General features: G+C 38.2%; 15 protein-coding genes and 1 other RNA gene. 6 read left to right on the top strand and 10 right to left on the bottom strand.

From position 1 onward, the window contains the following. Window positions 1-16: 16 nt before the first annotated feature. Together ACNART_RS04965 and acrR are read right to left on the bottom strand one after the other, a co-directional pair. Entirely contained in the window at window positions 17-370 is a 354-nt protein-coding gene (locus tag ACNART_RS04965) for a DsrE/DsrF/TusD sulfur relay family protein (RefSeq protein ID WP_416303454.1), read from the bottom strand. 28 nt (window positions 371-398) lie between these two features. Continuing rightward, the gene (gene acrR / locus ACNART_RS04960; RefSeq protein ID WP_109371675.1) at window positions 399-1,043 is read right to left on the bottom strand and encodes a multidrug efflux transporter transcriptional repressor AcrR; all 645 of its coding nucleotides are present in this window, start codon (window positions 1,041-1,043) and stop codon (window positions 399-401) included. Between the two features lie 124 nt (window positions 1,044-1,167). On the opposite strand from acrR, the gene ACNART_RS04955 reads away from it, so the two are divergent. The 4 genes from ACNART_RS04955 to ACNART_RS04940 all read left to right on the top strand — a co-directional run bounded on the left by ACNART_RS04955 (window position 1,168) and on the right by ACNART_RS04940 (window position 6,793). Next, window positions 1,168-2,361: an efflux RND transporter periplasmic adaptor subunit gene (locus tag ACNART_RS04955; protein WP_109371677.1), complete on the top strand. Its 1,194-nt coding sequence runs from the start codon at window positions 1,168-1,170 to the stop codon at window positions 2,359-2,361. A gap of 14 nt (window positions 2,362-2,375) precedes the next feature. Then, window positions 2,376-5,525, top strand: a complete 3,150-nt coding sequence (locus tag ACNART_RS04950; RefSeq protein ID WP_198619366.1) for an efflux RND transporter permease subunit — start codon at window positions 2,376-2,378, stop codon at window positions 5,523-5,525. Between the two features lie 656 nt (window positions 5,526-6,181). Further along, the gene (gene tomB, locus ACNART_RS04945) at window positions 6,182-6,544 is read left to right on the top strand and encodes an Hha toxicity modulator TomB (protein ID WP_416303453.1); all 363 of its coding nucleotides are present in this window, start codon (window positions 6,182-6,184) and stop codon (window positions 6,542-6,544) included. A 45-nt stretch (window positions 6,545-6,589) separates the two neighbouring features. After that, window positions 6,590-6,793 carry an HHA domain-containing protein gene (locus ACNART_RS04940; protein WP_006535062.1) on the top strand — a complete coding sequence of 68 codons (204 nt, stop codon included), beginning with the start codon at window positions 6,590-6,592 and terminating at the stop codon, window positions 6,791-6,793. A gap of 391 nt (window positions 6,794-7,184) precedes the next feature. Here the strand turns inward: ACNART_RS04940 and ffs are convergent. Next, window positions 7,185-7,281: signal recognition particle sRNA small type (gene ffs / locus ACNART_RS04935), an RNA gene on the bottom strand. A gap of 322 nt (window positions 7,282-7,603) precedes the next feature. Between ffs and tesB the strand changes: the two genes are divergently transcribed. Next, window positions 7,604-8,479, top strand: coding sequence for an acyl-CoA thioesterase II (gene tesB, locus ACNART_RS04930; RefSeq protein ID WP_100159258.1), 876 nt, complete (start codon window positions 7,604-7,606; stop codon window positions 8,477-8,479). A 42-nt stretch (window positions 8,480-8,521) separates the two neighbouring features. Here tesB and amtB read toward each other — a convergent pair whose 3' ends face one another. The 5 genes from amtB to ACNART_RS04905 all read right to left on the bottom strand — a co-directional run bounded on the left by amtB (window position 8,522) and on the right by ACNART_RS04905 (window position 14,446). Beyond that, window positions 8,522-9,814: an ammonium transporter AmtB gene (amtB, locus tag ACNART_RS04925; protein WP_198619364.1), complete on the bottom strand. Its 1,293-nt coding sequence runs from the start codon at window positions 9,812-9,814 to the stop codon at window positions 8,522-8,524. Between the two features lie 12 nt (window positions 9,815-9,826). Beyond that, window positions 9,827-10,165 (bottom strand): P-II family nitrogen regulator, encoded by a 339-nt coding sequence (gene glnK / locus ACNART_RS04920; RefSeq protein ID WP_198626021.1) that lies wholly within the window; start codon window positions 10,163-10,165, stop codon window positions 9,827-9,829. 243 nt (window positions 10,166-10,408) lie between these two features. Beyond that, window positions 10,409-12,196, bottom strand: coding sequence for a SmdB family multidrug efflux ABC transporter permease/ATP-binding protein (locus ACNART_RS04915; protein WP_269812633.1), 1,788 nt, complete (start codon window positions 12,194-12,196; stop codon window positions 10,409-10,411). Beyond that, the gene (locus ACNART_RS04910; protein WP_198626019.1) at window positions 12,183-13,928 is read right to left on the bottom strand and encodes a SmdA family multidrug ABC transporter permease/ATP-binding protein; all 1,746 of its coding nucleotides are present in this window, start codon (window positions 13,926-13,928) and stop codon (window positions 12,183-12,185) included. The genes ACNART_RS04915 and ACNART_RS04910 overlap by 14 nt, the downstream gene beginning before the upstream one ends. A 56-nt stretch (window positions 13,929-13,984) precedes the next feature. After that, window positions 13,985-14,446, bottom strand: coding sequence for an Lrp/AsnC family transcriptional regulator (locus ACNART_RS04905; RefSeq protein WP_036911686.1), 462 nt, complete (start codon window positions 14,444-14,446; stop codon window positions 13,985-13,987). 158 nt (window positions 14,447-14,604) lie between these two features. Between ACNART_RS04905 and queC the strand changes: the two genes are divergently transcribed. Continuing rightward, entirely contained in the window at window positions 14,605-15,303 is a 699-nt protein-coding gene (gene queC, locus ACNART_RS04900) for a 7-cyano-7-deazaguanine synthase QueC (RefSeq protein WP_416303452.1), read from the top strand. Window positions 15,304-15,452: 149 nt separating this feature from the next. Here queC and ACNART_RS04895 read toward each other — a convergent pair whose 3' ends face one another. Further along, window positions 15,453-15,857 (bottom strand): acyl-CoA thioesterase, encoded by a 405-nt coding sequence (locus tag ACNART_RS04895; RefSeq protein ID WP_099074223.1) that lies wholly within the window; start codon window positions 15,855-15,857, stop codon window positions 15,453-15,455. A 251-nt stretch (window positions 15,858-16,108) separates the two neighbouring features. Continuing rightward, window positions 16,109-16,480: a ComEA family DNA-binding protein gene (locus ACNART_RS04890; RefSeq protein ID WP_416303451.1), complete on the bottom strand. Its 372-nt coding sequence runs from the start codon at window positions 16,478-16,480 to the stop codon at window positions 16,109-16,111. Window positions 16,481-16,634 lie beyond the last annotated feature (154 nt).

The raw sequence follows: 16,634 nt of genomic DNA, 5'->3' as shown, positions 1-16,634 counted from the left end.
GAAAACGAAATAGTGATCAGAAAGTCAGGATTTTATCGGCATCTAGTGTCCACTGCGCTAAATCAACTAAAGTTCCTAATTCTGCACCATCAACAAGTGGTAAATCACTGATACCACGGGTGTCTGTACAGGTTTTACATAACTTAACAGGCACATTTTGCGCTGTTAAAATTTCCAGCATTTGCTGTACGTTGTAGCCTTCTTTAGGTTGTTGACGAGCTAAAGCCCCAGTCACAGCATCAGACATTAAAAAAATATTTAATTGAGTTTCTGGATGCTGTTCTTTTAATGTAATCGATAAACGCAGTGCGTTAAATAATGATTCATTGCCATAAGCTGCACCATTAGCAATAACTAACACCTTACTCATGAATGTCTTCCTTTTGTTTAAAAATAAATTAAGAGGTCGCAGATATTCTCATATTTGCACTGTGCTTTATCATATCAATAAAGCTATCAACCAAATATTGACTTTCATCTTTGATAGAAAAACTTTCTGGTGAAAATAACCAATTTTCGGCAAGACCTGTCATCATGGCTCTTAACATAATGGCGGCTCTTCTTAAATTAAGGTCCGTAGGAAGCTGTTTTTTTTCAATACAACGAGATAAAGACTGTTCTATTCTAGAGTGATCCGCTGCACACAATTCTCTGCGAATTTCAACAATTGGTGTCATTTCACCGACAAATTCGCATTTATGGAAATATATTTCTAAAAGTGCATTATGTTTGGGATCTTCGACAATTGATGTCAATATGTAAATAAGCAATTCTCTTAATACAAATAGTGGATCATCTGGGTATTTTGATTGATACTCTATTTCTAAAGATTCTATTTTTAAGTCGGTGAGTTCGCACGCTTCAGTAAATAAATCCACTTTATTTTTAAAGTGCCAATATATTGCGCCACGGGTAACACCTGCCGCGGCTGCAATATCTGAAAGTGATGTGGCAGAAACGCCTTGCACAGTAAACAGCCTAAGTGCAGCATCAATAATCTGCTGTTTTGTTTCTTGTGCCTGCCGTTTAGTTTTTCGTGCCATTAATCCTCGATTTTGACTGAAGTTAATTTACATACATTCATGTATGTTTGTACTATACATCGCAATCAATCATCAACTTAATTATTTTTATCCCGGGAAACAACGTTTGAATAGAGGTTTTCTTATGCGAAAAAACAGAGGGGTTTTGCCTCTGGCTCTGTTAGTGCTATCAGGCAGCTTGGTTCTTGCTGGATGTGACGACAAAGCTAAACAGTCTGCTGGAGGTCCACCTCCTGCACCCGCTGTAGGTGTTGTGACGTTAGGAGCGCAAGCTCTGACAATCACTACTGATTTACCAGGTCGTACATCAGCCTTCCGTATTGCTGAGGTTCGCCCTCAAGTTAGCGGCATTATTTTAAAGCGTAACTATACAGAAGGTAGCTATGTAGAAGCAGGTACATCACTGTATCAAATCGACCCAGCTCTTTTTGAAGCAACGTTAAATAGTGCGCAAGCTGAATTATCAAAAGCGAAAGCAAATGCTGAAATTGCTCGCCTCACTGTAGAGCGTTATAAACCGCTACTAGGTACAAATTACGTCAGTAAACAAGATTTTGATGCCGCAACATCACAATATGCACAAGCGGCTGCCGCAGTTAAAGCAGCTGAAGCAGCAGTGACAAGCGCAAAAATCAATCTTGAATACACCAAAGTAACATCACCAATTTCAGGTCGTTCAGGCAAATCAACCGTAACTGAAGGCGCTTTAGTCGCCCAAGGTCAACAAGTTGCACTGACAACAATTCAGCAAATCGATCCGATTTATGTCGATGTGACACAATCGAGCGAAGATTATCTGAAATTAAAAAATGAAATTGAAAGCGGCATTATTCGTCAAGAACAAGGTAAACCCGTTGTTCATTTAACACTGACGAATGGGCAAGCTTACGCACAGAAAGGGCATTTAGAATTTTCTGATGTGACTGTTGATGAAACAACAGGCTCAATTACAATGCGCGCTATCGTACCTAACCCGAATGGGGAATTACTACCAGGTATGTTTGTTCGTACTAAGTTAGAGAATGGTATTCGTCAAAATGCAGTTTTGATCCCACAACAAGCCGTTATTCGTACAGCGCGTGGTGAAGCGACAACAATGGTTGTGAATAAAGACAATGTTGTTGAAGTTCGTACCATTGAAGTGTCACAAGCTGTTGGTAATAAATGGCTCGTTAATAGTGGTGTTCAGGCTGGTGAGCGCGTTATCGTTTCTGGATTGCAAAAAGCAAAACCAAAAATGACAGTAACGGCTCAAGAAGAGAATTTAGATGCGAAGCCATCACCTGAACAAACTGAGCCAGCTAAGAATCCTCAATAAGGAGTCGGTGATCCATGCCTAAGTTTTTTATAGATAGACCGATATTTGCGTGGGTAATTGCGATAATTACCATGCTCGCAGGTCTTCTGGCACTCATCAAACTGCCTGTTGCCCAGTATCCAACGATTGCACCGCCAGCGATTTCTATCTCTGCGGTTTATCCTGGTGCTGACGCCACCACTGTGCAGAATACTGTTACCCAAGTTATCGAACAGAATATGAATGGTATCGATAACATGGTGTATATGTCTGCGACCAGTGACTCAGCTGGTATGATGAATATCACTCTGACCTTTGAAGCAGGTACTGATCCTGATATCGCGCAAGTACAGGTGCAGAATAAACTGCAACTTGCCATGCCGTTATTACCTCAGGAAGTGCAACAACAAGGGATTAGTGTTGATAAATCCTCAAGTTCATTCTTGATGGTTGCGGGTTTCATCTCAAATGACGGCTCAATGTCACAAGATGATATCGCAGACTATGTGGGTGCAACGATTAAAGACCCATTAAGCCGTGTAACCGGCGTGGGTGAAACCCAGTTATTTGGTACTCAATACGCGATGCGTATTTGGTTAGACCCAGATAAACTGGTGAAATACAACATGACCACACTTGATGTTATCGGTGCGATTAGAGCACAGAATAACCAAGTGGCCGCAGGTCAATTAGGGGGTACACCTCCCGTTCCTGGCCAGCGTTTAAACGTATCTATTATTGCTCAAACTCGACTCAATACCGCAGAGCAATTTGGCGATATCCTGATGAAGGTTAACACCGACGGTTCACAGGTTAAGCTAAAAGATCTTGGTATAGTTGAAATGGGTGCTGAAAGCTACAGCACTATTGCTCGCTTTAATGGCCTACCCGCTTCTGGTATTGGTATTAAATTAGCAACAGGTGCTAACGCATTAGATACAGCAACCGCGGTACGTGCAGCATTGGCTGAAATGGAGCCATTCTTCCCTGCGGGATTAGAAGTTGTTTATCCTTACGATACAACGCCATTCGTTAAGATCTCTATTTTCGAAGTGGTAAAAACGCTGATTGAAGCAATTATGCTGGTATTCGTAGTAATGTATCTGTTCTTACAGAACTTCCGTGCTACGTTAATCCCAACAATTGCAGTACCCGTTGTATTGTTAGGAACCTTCGCCATACTTTCGGCGTTTGGTTATTCGATAAATACCTTAACGATGTTCGCGATGGTACTTGCCATCGGGCTTCTGGTGGATGATGCCATCGTTGTGGTAGAAAACGTCGAACGTGTTATGCAAGAAGAAGGCTTATCGCCTAAAGAAGCAACACGTAAATCCATGGGACAAATCCAAAGTGCGCTGGTCGGTATCGCCCTAGTACTTTCTGCGGTATTTATTCCAATGGCATTCTTTGGTGGTTCAACAGGTGCAATCTATCGCCAGTTCTCTATCACCATCGTATCAGCAATGGTTCTGTCTGTTTTCGTTGCGTTGATTTTAACACCAGCACTTTGTGCAACGATGTTAAAACCTGTACCGAAAGGCAGTCACGGTGTGCAAACAGGTTTCTTTGGTTGGTTTAACCGTACCTTTGAAAAGAGTAGCCACCACTATACTGACAGTGTATCCCGTACTCTTCGTGGTACAGGTCGTTACTTGCTAATTTACGTTTTATTAGTCGCAGGTATGGCGTTAATGTTTATTCGCTTACCAGCATCGTTCTTACCTGAAGAAGACCAAGGTGTATTACTGACAATGGTTCAGTTGCCTGCGGGTTCAACACAAGAACAAACACAAGACGTACTAGAAAGAGTAAACGACTACTTCAATACTGATGAGAAAGAACTCGTTAAATCGGTCTTTACCGTAAGTGGCTTCGGCTTCGGTGGTCAAGGCCAAAATATGGGTCTGGTCTTCGTTGTATTGAATGATTGGGATGAACGAAAAGCAGATGAAGACAAAGTTCCCGCAATTGTAGGACGTGCCAATAAGGCATTATCCCAAATTAAGGAAGCCTTTGTTTACTCATTTAACATTCCAGCGATTGTTGAGTTAGGCTCTGCGGGTGGTTTCGAATTCGAGTTAGTGGATAAAGCTAACCTCGGTCACGAAAAACTCATGGAAGCTCGAAATCAATTACTAGGAATGGCAGCGCAACAGCCTCAAATGTTAACGGGTGTGCGTCCTAATGGTCAGGAAGATACTTCACAGTATCGTCTGTATATCGACCTAGAAAAAGCACAAGCTCAAGGTGTTGCAATCAGTGATATCTATTCAACATTAGGTACGATGTTTGGTGGTAGCTATGTAAACGACTTTATCGACCGTGGTCGTGTTAAGAAAGTTTACGTTCAAGCTGAATCACAATACCGTATGCTGCCACAAGATATCGGTAATCTTTATGTTCGTAACAATGTCGGTCAGATGGTTCCATTCTCATCGTTCATTGATACAAGTAAAGATCCTTGGTTATACGGCTCTCCTCGTTTAGAGCGTTATAACGGTTTACCAGCAGTTCAAATTCAAGGTAGTGCAACACCAGGCCAAAGTAGTGGTGATGCAATGCTTATGATGGAAGATCTCGCAAGTAAACTACCAAGCGGTATCGGTTATGAATGGACAGGAATGTCATATCAAGAACGTTTATCTGGTAACCAAGCGCCTGCGCTGTATACCATTTCCTTGATAGTTGTATTCCTTTGTCTTGCAGCTCTTTATGAGAGCTGGTCAGTACCATTCTCCGTTATGTTAGTCGTTCCACTGGGTGTTATTGGTGCTCTTGCATTAACATCAATAAGAGGCCTTGAAAACGACGTTTACTTTAAGGTTGGGCTCTTAACAACCATTGGGTTATCGGCGAAAAACGCAATCTTGATTGTTGAATTCGCCAAAGACTTGATGGAGAAAGAAGGTAAAGGACTCATAGAAGCAACGTTAGACTCTGTTAGAATGCGTCTACGTCCAATTCTAATGACTTCACTTGCCTTTATGTTAGGGGTTATTCCTCTAGTATTAAGTAACGGTGCAGGTTCTGGTGCTCAGAACTCAGTAGGTACAGGTGTATTCGGTGGTATGATTGCCGCAACCTCTCTTGCTATCTACTTTGTTCCTATTTTCTTCGTCGTGATCCGTAGACGATTTGCGAAGAAAAATGAAGATTTAGAGCATCCAAATCATTCACACTAATTTGAATGAATTTGAGTAGTAATGCCAAAAAGGTCGCGAAAGCGACCTTTTTCTTTATCTATTGATGCAATATCTATTGATACACTGTTTTAAATGAAAACTTATCTCATTATATTATTTTTAGAAAATATCTCTTTAATCAATAAATTCATTTTATTTTTTTTCTTATATATGACTTTTTGTCAAAATTAAGCAGTTCTGTTATTTATAAATAACAACGATAATTATGCCTCATTTACACGCTTAAACATTTAAAATATAATAAAAACAAATAAAATCACCAAGTTAAGAGAAATACTCTTTAATCGGGGTTTCTTGATTTTTACGAAAATAGACAAAATTCTGTTGTTCAGATAGTGACTTATGCAATAATAGTGCTATATTAAGCAAAGAAATACTTATTGTATAAGTTTTAAACTCATTCGTGTGCAATTGAGTGTTTAGTGTTGTCTTTCGATATGCTATTACTTTGTTAGAAATAATAAATATAATTATTAAACTCTTTTAGCATACGAGTAAATATAAACACTCATTTTCAAGTTTATGTTTTTTATTAATCCATTAATGAATTATGTGATGTATCCCGTTAATAAGTTCAACTTTAAGTATTTATCATTATTAATGAATATTTTCTATTAATTCAATTACGATATGTTATGGACGAATATTCACCAGAAAAAGTAGATTTAGCCGAATTGTCGTTTTTGTGCGAAGAGCTATTACAGCAAGCTTTAGGCTCATTAGATAAAGGAAGCACAATTTGGCACAACGATCTGAGTAGCACAAAAAGCGTTGACCTTAATGTTCTAATTGAACACATTATGGACTTTAGTTGGAAATTTAAGATTAAACACCCAGATAAACATATAATTAATACGCTTATAGAAGAGTACCTTGAAGAGACTTATCGTTTATTTGGTAATACATCAATTTCTTACTCAGATATCAATAATTGGAAAGAGTTAAACCAGTCACTTTTAGCTCTCATTGCCAAAAACCCAAAAAGTTATATTAAGTAATTTTAATTATCTATAGTTTTATTTTAATAATAGAGAAAAGACAACATGACTAAGACAGACTATCTAATGCGTTTAAGAAAATGTACTTCAATCGAAACATTAGAACGTGTGATTGAAAAAAACAAATATGAACTCTCTGATGATGAACTGGAGCTGTTTTATTCAGCAGCAGACCACCGTTTAGCAGAACTCACAATGAATAAGCTATATGATAAAATTCCAGCGTCTGTTTGGAAATTTGTAAGATAATCTAATTCTATTTAATTGCCTTAGTTTTATTTTTGCTATTTTTATTTTTTATAGTAGTAGGGTTATTAGTTCTTAATTTAGATATCGTTTTATTCACGTTTTCTTATCAGTAGAATGATTACACACCATCATGCCGTTGACTTATTACGGCATGACTGCACTGCTTTACTCAAATATTCCTTTCATTTATAAATACGACCGTAAATTTTCCAATAATAAATTGATACATTAAGCATACTATTTTCTATTCAATAATATTGACTCTTAAACCCAAAGAAAACAGCGCTCAAAAAACACGTATGGAGAGTAAAAATATAAGGGGAAATAACAATCTTAGAAGATAATAATTATGAAAGATTAGATATTATGAAAGGCTAAAAATTGGGTGGGGCCTTGCCAGCGACATCCCGGCACACACGACACCTGCCATGGCTGCTTCCTTCCGGACCTGACCGAGTTAACAAGTTAGCGTTGCGGGAGAACCAACAAGACCCCATAGATTGTCTTATTGCTAAGACGTCACGCATTATGTTTTAAACTGATCCAAATAGCAAGGAAAGTGAGCCTAAGTGATGATTAATTACCCAAATCTACACTCGCTGATTATTCAATTGCCTTTAACGCTCTTTTTGCCTCCCATAAATTCATCAGAGAGTATTCAATAAGTGGGTAAACCATAATCTCATCAACTCTGTTTATTTATCATTAAATTGCTATCTAAGATAAAAAGGGAGATTATTTTTTATCTTCTTAGGATTGTATATAATCAACTTTATAAAAAATAACCAGATCTAATGATACAGGTACACTATGAGTCAAGCATTGAAAGATCTCATCAATTTGATGGCACTTGAAAAAATAGAAGAAGGTCTATTTAGAGGTCAAAGCGAAGATCTAGGATTACCTCAAGTTTTTGGTGGGCAAGTTGTAGGACAAGCACTATACGCTGCAAAACAGACTATTGCAGATAACCGCTATATCAACTCATTTCATAGCTACTTTTTACGTCCTGGTGATAGCCATAAGCCTATTGTTTATGATGTGGAATTTATCCGTGATGGCGGTTCATTTAGTACTCGTAGAGTCAGCGCTATTCAGCATGGCAAACCTATTTTTTATATGACCGTTTCTTTTCAAGAATTTGAAGAAGGTTTTGAACATCAAGATATAATGCCTGATGTTCCTTTTCCAAATGAACTTATCTCACAACATGAGATTTTAAAGAAATTAGCACCCAAATTACCCGAGCCGATTAAATCTTTAGCACTACGAGAAACACCTTTTGAAGCGCGTCCAGTGCAATATTTTAGCCCTTTTGGCTACTCTAAAGCGCCTGCTGAACGCTATGTTTGGTATCGTAGTCGTGGTGAAATGCCATCAGATCCTTTCTTGCATCAATACTTGCTTGGTTATGTTTCTGATTTTGATTTTTTACCAACCGCTCTCCAACCTTATGGCTTAGGTTTTATGGATACAAGTCTGCAGGTCGCTACGATTGACCATTCTATGTGGTTTCATCGCCCATTCCGTGTAGATGATTGGTTACTTTATGTAATTGAAAGCCCTTCAGCATCAGGCGGTAGAGGATTTGTGAGAGGTAAATTCTTTAATACAAATGGTCAACTAGTAGCGTCTTCTGTTCAAGAAGGGGTTATTCGCCAAAAACGTACTAAACATTCAAAATAATATCTTGGCATATTCCCCCCTCAAACGAGGGGGAATAGACAATTATTGTTGATAAGCTCTTTCACCATGAGTTGTTAAATCTAATCCATCATGCTCTTCCTCTTCTGAAACACGTAAACCCACCAGCTTATCAGCGATTTTAAAACTTATATAAGCGACAACACCAGACCAAATCACGGTGATCACAACACTCATTAATTGAATTAAAACTTGTTTACTGAGTGTCATACCATCGCTATATCCCACTCCACCTAAGAATGAAGCCGTAAACACCCCGGTTAATAAGCAACCTGCAATACCACAAGTACCGTGGATACCGAAAACATCACAAACATCATCCGCTTTTAGCCAGCGCTTTAAAACAACAACGCCCCAAAGCCCGATAATGCCCCCCATTACACCGATAAATAAAGCCCCCATCACTCCGACCGTGCCAGCAGCAGGTGTAATCGCCACTAATCCAGCAATACAACCAGAACAACTCCCTAGCATGGAAGGTTTTCCTCTGGTGATCCATTCTGATGCCGTCCAAGAAAGTACAGCGCCTGCGGTTGCAATTACTGTATTTAGAAATGCTAAAGCCGCAATCGCATTTGCACTACCAGCAGAGCCTGCATTAAAACCAAACCAACCAATATAGAGTACCGCGGTGCCTGTGAAGACCATTGGTAAATTATGAGGTTTAAGCGCTGTATGCTGACTATCACGTCGCTTACCAAGTAAGTAAGCACCAACAAGAGCCGCAATAGCCGCATTAATATGCACGACAGTTCCCCCTGCAAAATCTAATGCACCATCATCGATTAACCAACCACCTTCTCCCCATACCATATGCGCAATAGGGATATAAGAAAACGTAAACCAAATAACCGTGAAAATAAGCAGTGCGGAAAAACGGACTCGCTCACCTAATGCACCAACAATCAATGCAACAGTGATAACAGCAAAAGATCCTTGAAAAGCAATATGTACATACTGATTAATTGAACCAGAGAGTGAATCTAGTGATACGTTATTCAAAAAAGTAAGTGACCACCCACCCCAAATTTTATTACCTGCGGTAAATGCCAGACTGTAGCCAAATATAACCCAAAGAATAACTACAACACTGAAGATCATCATCACTTGCGTGATCAAAGAAAGTACGTTTTTCCCTCTTAATAAGCCGCCATAGAACAGAGCAATACCAGGTATAGTCATAAAAAAGACCAAAGCAGTACATATCAACATAAAACCATTATCAGCTTTATCAACAATCACTGTTTCAGTCGCAAATACAGATGAAGAAAAGTGTGTAAGCACTAACATTAATAACAAAGAAAGTAAGCGTTTCATCGAATATCTCCTTTAAAGTGCTTCATCACCAGACTCGCCAGTACGAATACGGACTGCCTGCAATAATTCCAAAACAAAAATTTTTCCATCTCCTACCTTCCCTGTATCAGTCGCTTGCATAATCACTTGCATAACTGACTCAAGTTGCTCATCGCAAATAGCGAGTTCTATTTTTACTTTGGGGAGAAAATTAACTTCGTATTCTGCGCCTCTATAAAGCTCTGCATGCCCTTTTTGTCGTCCATAACCTTTTACTTCACTGATTGTCATTCCCTTTATACCTAACTCAGAAAGCGACTCTCTTACCTCTTCTAATTTAAATGGCTTAATAATGGCGATGATATATTTCATATAAACCTCGTCGATATTTGAAAGAACCAAGCAAATATAGAAAAGCAAAAGGCATGCCATTATTTAATCAATTGATATTTAAATAGAAATTTAATTATTGAAATAGTTAAAATGAAAAAACTCACCGAGTTGGTGCAAAAATACGGCTGCTATTTTGATAAAAGCGAGATAATGAGGAAATAAAAAAAGACACATACATAAAGATGATGTGCCCTCTAAAATTATATTTTTTATTTAAGGTTATTATTCTACTTCAACAGGTTCTTGTTCTTGTAAAGACTCTCTGACTTGCTGTAATTGATACATATTATAATATCGACCTTTTTGTGAAAGTAACTTAGCATGATCACCCTGTTCAACAATTGCACCACGATGAAGCACCACAATCTCATTGGCTTCAATAATAGTGGAAAGTCGATGAGCAATAACAATCAGTGTTGTTTTTTCCCTAACTACTTTTAACGCCTTCTGTATGGCTTGTTCTGTTCCTGAATCAATATTTGCTGTTGCCTCGTCCAAAATAAGAATACGAGGAGGTATTAATAATACACGCGCCAATGCAAGTAATTGTTTTTGTCCAGCGGATAAGCGGCTACCTTGCTCACCGAGTTCTGTTTGTAGTCCTTCAGGTAAGGCTTTAGCCCATTGATCAAGTTGAACTGTTTCTAATACCTGCCATAAATGTGACTCATCACATTCACGCCCTAACGTAATGTTGTCATGCAGTGAACCTGATAATAAAACGGGATCTTGCTGCACCATTGCAATACCACTGCGTAATGCAGTATGAGAATAGTCCTCTAAAGGTTGCCCATCTAAATGGATATTTCCTTTTTGCCAAGGGTAATTTCCCATTAATAAACTTGCTAGAGTGCTTTTGCCACTCCCTGTATGCCCAACGAATGCGACAAAATGACGAGCAGGAATAGTTAAATTGATATCTTTTAATACCCATTGCTCATCACGATACGCAAACCAAAGAGAGTTAACATCGATATTACCTTGAGTGATGGAATGTGATGATGAACCGTAGTGCTGTAAAGGCGCATCCATCAGTTCAAAAACACGCTCACCAGAGACTACCGCCTGTTGCAAAATCGATTGCTGAGATGTCAATGTGATCAAGGGTTCATTTAATCGACCTAAATAACTAATAAACGCATAAATAACCCCAACACCAATAACTGCACTGCCCTGATACCCAAACAACATTAATAAGCCACACAGAACCAACGCAGAGAGCATACTTAATAAAGGACGTAATAACAGACCATCCAGTTTTAACGCTTTCATACGTGCTTGGTAATGTTGCCAACTGTCATCTGACATTCTTTCACCAAATCGAGCTTGCTGCCTAAATTGCTGAATAACTGACATGCCATTGATAACTTCGTGGAAACCATCATTTATATTGGCTAAAAAGTGGCGCACATTGCGAACTATTGGCGTGCTTAGTCGCTGATAAAGCATCATCACACCTATCACCGCAGGAAATATCATCATTGCAACAAGCGCCATTTGCCATTCTAATAAAAACATAGCTATCAGCATTACAACCACTAAAGCAATTGCTCGGAATAATGTCGGCAAAACGTTCACGAACAAATCTTTAATCGTCTCTGTATCATTTGTTACACGAGAAATTAACTGCCCCACAGGCTGATTATCAAAAGCACTTAATGGCTGTTTTAGAGCCGCACTCATTACATCAGTACGTAATTGTTGTACAACCCCAACAGCGGCATGATTAAACACAATGGCCTGATAATAGTGAAGTGTAGCGGCGATCACCTGCAAAAGAATAAAAGCCAATGCTAGACCTAATGATGACATTAATTCCACATTATTCGTGGCAACTTTTGCATCAATAAAATAGCCAACAATTAATGGTCCCCCCACTTCTGCAACGGCGGCTACCCACAACATAATGACACCCCATGCCATTGATTTTCGGTAGGTTTTACCATAAGTCAAAAGACGCTTTAATGTAGGCAATAGCGCTTTAACGGATTTATTTTTATTCATCGTCATCCAGCGCGGCCTCTAATTGCTGATAATGGTACATATCTTGATACCAACCTGGTATTGAAATTAATTGCTGATGTGTACCTTGCTCTATAATCTCACCTTGTTTTAAGACTAAGATATTCGTAGCACCAACTAATGCAGATAAGCGATGAGCGCTGATAATTAATGTTCTATCTTTTCGCCATTGTGACAAATTTTGTAGGATTTGATATTCAGTTTGTCCATCAACAGCAGATAATGCGTCATCTAATAATAAAATTTCGGCATCCAATAATAGTGCTCGGGCAATAGAAATACGCTGTTTTTGTCCACCAGATAACATCACACCTTTTTCACCTACCTGTGTTTGATACCCTTCAGGTAAGCGTAAAATATCCTCGTGAATATTTGCCAATTTCGCAACAGACTCTATTTCTTCTTTTGTCGCATCAGGACGACCTAAGGCAATATTTCCCGCGATGGTGTCTGAAAATAAGAAGGGGGTTTGATTAACAACAGCCAATCGTGCTCGCCATTCATCTAGTTTCAATTGATAAATAGGAACTGATTGAAAACAAATTTCACCTTCAGTGACATCGTAAAGTCGTTGAATGGCACTAAGTAATGTACTTTTACCACTTCCTGTCACACCACAAATACCTAGCATTTCACCCGGTGATAATGTGAAATGAATGTTTTTCAGTGTTTGTGTCGTTTGTTCGGGATATTGGAAATGTTTGATATTAACAGATAAGACTCCTCGACCTTGCTTTGGTGATAATTCACCATCAACCATATCGAGTTTTTCATCCAATAAACTATTAATTCGACTATAAGCAGCACTGCCACGCTCAACAATATTGAACATCCATGCTAAAGCCAGCATTGGCCAGATCATTTGCCCCAAATACATCACAAAGCTGGTTAATTCACCCAATGTCATTCTGCCATTAATAACAAAATAGCTGCCACCAGCAACAGCGAGTAAATTAGCAAAACCAATAGCCATAAAAATAGTAGGATCAAATAGCGCATCAATTCTTGCAACGCGCATATTTTGTCGTCCAGTTTCTTTTGCCACATCATCAAAACGGGAGGCATGCTGTTGCTCTAGTCCGAATGATTTGATCATACGAATACTACTCAAGCTTTCTTGTGCTTGATTATTAAGTGAAGAGAAAAGTGCCTGTGCGGTTTTAAAGCGACTATGTAATTTATCGCCATATCGCTTAATCAAAATTGCCATGATTGGCATAGGTAATAATGAAATCAGCGTCAGTTCCCAACTTAACTGAATACTCATCATGACAAGCACAGCAAGCCCCATAACCATAGAGTCCACTAAGGTCAGTACACCTTCACCCGCAGCAAAAACCACTTTATCAACATCATTGGTGGTACGTGCAATTAAATCGCCTGTGCGATAACGATGATAAAATGAAGAAGATTGTTGATTAAGTTGTTGATAAATTTGCATCCGAAGTTTTATTGCTAATTGATAAGATGCACCAAATAACCAAAGACGCCAAAAATAACGTAAAAGATAAACCGCGAGGGCAATTAATACCATCACGCCAATCCAGTTGATCACTTGGCTAAACGTCAGACTATGGTTATCGACACCATCCACAATGATCCCAACAATCTTTGGAGGGATCACCTGTAATACTGCGATAACCATCAATAAGAAAATGGCACCTACATAACGACGCCATTCACTGAGAAAATACCAACTGAGCTGTGAAAATAGAGCCACGCCTTAAATCCTAAGGTTATACAAAAAATAAAAGTGCCAGTTGGTAAAGATGAACCTTATTCAGGTATCGGCATTGCCGTTGTGTATTTAATTTTTTCCATTGCGAAGTTAGAAGTCACATCAATAAGACCCGGTACGCCATTAACCATACGCTTATAAAATAGGTCGTAACTTTTCATGTCTACTACTTCAACATGCATTAGATAATCACACTCACCCGCCATTCGATAGAATGTCAGTACTTCTGGCATTTGCTTAACAAATGAAACAAACTGTTCGTACCATTCGCTATTATGTTGCTGTGTTCTAATCATAACAATAACTGTTAGACCTAGCCCGATTTTTTCACTATCAAGCAGCGCAACGCGCTTACGAATATACCCTTCATCCTCTAGTCTTTTCAATCGTTTCCAGCAAGGTGTTGAGGTTAGGTTAACAGCCTCAGCCAAAGTATTCAGTGAGAGGCTTGAATCTTCCTGTAACAGCGCTAATAGTTTACGGTCAATCTTATCTAACATAGATACTCCTTCAAAATATGCCCCTACAAAAAATAATGATAACCTGCCCCTTACTATAAGAGTAATCATCTAATGATAAATCGGTAATAAATTGCCATAATATATGTACTTTTATGCGTACTAATCCTTATAGAAATTCAATATTCAGGAGTATTCTGATGAAAAAAACGGTCGTTGTCTTTAGTGGTGGACAAGATTCGACAACCTGCCTTATTCAAGCGTTGGAAGAGTACGATGAAGTACATTGCATTACATTTAATTATGGGCAACGCCATAAAGAAGAAATTGAGGTAGCACAAAAAGTTAGTCAATTACTAGGTGCAACCGCTCATAAAGTTTTAGATGTAAGTTTACTCAACGAACTCGCCATCAGTAGCTTAACTCGAGACAATATTCCTGTTCCTGATTTCAAAGAAAGTGAAGAAAGTGATATTCCTAGTACCTTCGTACCAGGTAGAAATATCCTTTTCCTCACTTTGGCTGCAATTTACGCTTATCAAATTGGTGCAGATAGTGTCATCACTGGTGTTTGTGAGACAGATTTTTCTGGTTACCCTGATTGTCGTGATGAATTTGTAAAAGCTCTGAATCATGCTGTCAGCTTAGGTATTGCTCGTGATATTCAATTTATCACGCCATTAATGTGGCTAGATAAAGCCGAAACGTGGGCTCTCGCTGATTACTATAAAAAGTTAGATTTCGTTCGTCATGAAACTTTAACTTGCTATAACGGTATTCAGGGGGATGGCTGTGGTGAATGCGCAGCTTGTCATTTAAGACAACGCGGATTAAACACCTACTTAGCCGATAAAACACCAATTATGCAGACAATGAAACAGAAAGTGGGTCTTAAATAATCATTGGAATTACCTTATTAATTATCACTGCTGCCTGCCATTCTATTCACTTATGCAGTGATAATTCATCAAACATTATCACTGCATTAAATTATCTTAGATTAGCCTGAAAGCATTTAATAAGAGCTCTCTAATACTCTCTTTGTGTATTAGGAAGATTGGCGTACATATTCAAGCTTCTCTCTTAACTGTTCTGTTAATGTCAGTGCTTTTTTGGTATTGATATCAACAAGAACAAAAGTAATTAATGCATCAGAGATAAGCGCACCGTCTTTTTTTCTCACAATCTTTTGAGAAAGTACGCCACTTTTAATTCCCACTTCAGCAACATCACAATCAATAAGTAGCTCATCACCTAAACTTGCAGGTAAGCGATAATTGATATTGATATTAGCAACCACTAATGCCAAGCCATTGCGCTTAAACCAATCAAAATCTAAATGTTGCTCAATCCAATCCCATCGAGCTTGTTCTAAAAACTCAAGGTAACGCGCATTATTCACATGTTCAAAAACATCTAAATGAAAGCCATAAACTTTAATTAACGTACTCATATCAATTTATTACCTCTTGATTATTCTAATAAACTTTTTATAAAGTTTTTTTGCGATACCATAAATATAGCCAAGAAAATAAATTTAGTAATTTCTGATATAGGTTTATCTTGTTTTCTTTTAACAAAGAAAACGCTAAGAAAACGTGTTTCTCTTATCAAAATAAAAATCAAAGAGAAACACGGAGATTTTCAATCAGTATTCACGTTTCTGCTATCACTTATACTCAACATCGTATAAGAATGAATACCTTAATTAATAACGATAAAATCACGATTTTGATCAACTAACTTCATACCAATTCCAAAAACTTTTTCAAGTTCATTAATAGAGGTAAAACGCCCTAACTGTTCGCGGTAATCAATAATGGCTTGCGCTTTCGCTTTTCCGATCCCTTTTAATCCCATTAGTTCATCTACTGTTGCTGTATTTAAATTAACTTTACCTTCTGCACTGGCTTTGTTTTCTTTAGCATCACGAGCAACAGATGAGTGAGTTTCAATAGAAACTGTTGGTGTTGAAGCTGGTGTTTCTTCTGCATAAGAGAAAGGAGAAAGCCCTAATCCCAAGGCAAGACAGATAGAAGCCATAAAACCTGACAACATTTTTTTATCCATTTTCATAATCATAATTTCCTTTTATTCAATAATTTTAAATTCAATAGCAAACAGAGATTTCTGAATGCAGAAAAAGAATGCCAATATACTGATAAATCATCAATTGTATAAAAAGAGAACTACGAGAAGGCAGGAAAAATAAAAATGAATAAAAGAAACA

Origin of the sequence: Proteus sp. LHD240705, from assembly GCF_047921555.1 — a bacterium.
Classification (GTDB): domain Bacteria; phylum Pseudomonadota; class Gammaproteobacteria; order Enterobacterales; family Enterobacteriaceae; genus Proteus.
Note: the sequence above shows the minus strand (reverse complement) of the source record. Positions and strands in the feature narration are given on the sequence as shown.

Coding starts and splice junctions, on each gene's coding strand:
- ACNART_RS04965 (WP_416303454.1), bottom strand. CDS start 370: ATGAGTAAGGTGTTAGTTATTGCTAATGGTGCAGCTTATGGCAATGAA.
- acrR (WP_109371675.1), bottom strand. CDS start 1,043: ATGGCACGAAAAACTAAACGGCAGGCACAAGAAACAAAACAGCAGATT.
- ACNART_RS04955 (WP_109371677.1), top strand. CDS start 1,168: ATGCGAAAAAACAGAGGGGTTTTGCCTCTGGCTCTGTTAGTGCTATCA.
- ACNART_RS04950 (WP_198619366.1), top strand. CDS start 2,376: ATGCCTAAGTTTTTTATAGATAGACCGATATTTGCGTGGGTAATTGCG.
- tomB (WP_416303453.1), top strand. CDS start 6,182: ATGGACGAATATTCACCAGAAAAAGTAGATTTAGCCGAATTGTCGTTT.
- ACNART_RS04940 (WP_006535062.1), top strand. CDS start 6,590: ATGACTAAGACAGACTATCTAATGCGTTTAAGAAAATGTACTTCAATC.
- tesB (WP_100159258.1), top strand. CDS start 7,604: ATGAGTCAAGCATTGAAAGATCTCATCAATTTGATGGCACTTGAAAAA.
- amtB (WP_198619364.1), bottom strand. CDS start 9,814: ATGAAACGCTTACTTTCTTTGTTATTAATGTTAGTGCTTACACACTTT.
- glnK (WP_198626021.1), bottom strand. CDS start 10,165: ATGAAATATATCATCGCCATTATTAAGCCATTTAAATTAGAAGAGGTA.
- ACNART_RS04915 (WP_269812633.1), bottom strand. CDS start 12,196: ATGACGATGAATAAAAATAAATCCGTTAAAGCGCTATTGCCTACATTA.
- ACNART_RS04905 (WP_036911686.1), bottom strand. CDS start 14,446: ATGTTAGATAAGATTGACCGTAAACTATTAGCGCTGTTACAGGAAGAT.
- queC (WP_416303452.1), top strand. CDS start 14,605: ATGAAAAAAACGGTCGTTGTCTTTAGTGGTGGACAAGATTCGACAACC.
- ACNART_RS04895 (WP_099074223.1), bottom strand. CDS start 15,857: ATGAGTACGTTAATTAAAGTTTATGGCTTTCATTTAGATGTTTTTGAA.
- ACNART_RS04890 (WP_416303451.1), bottom strand. CDS start 16,480: ATGAAAATGGATAAAAAAATGTTGTCAGGTTTTATGGCTTCTATCTGT.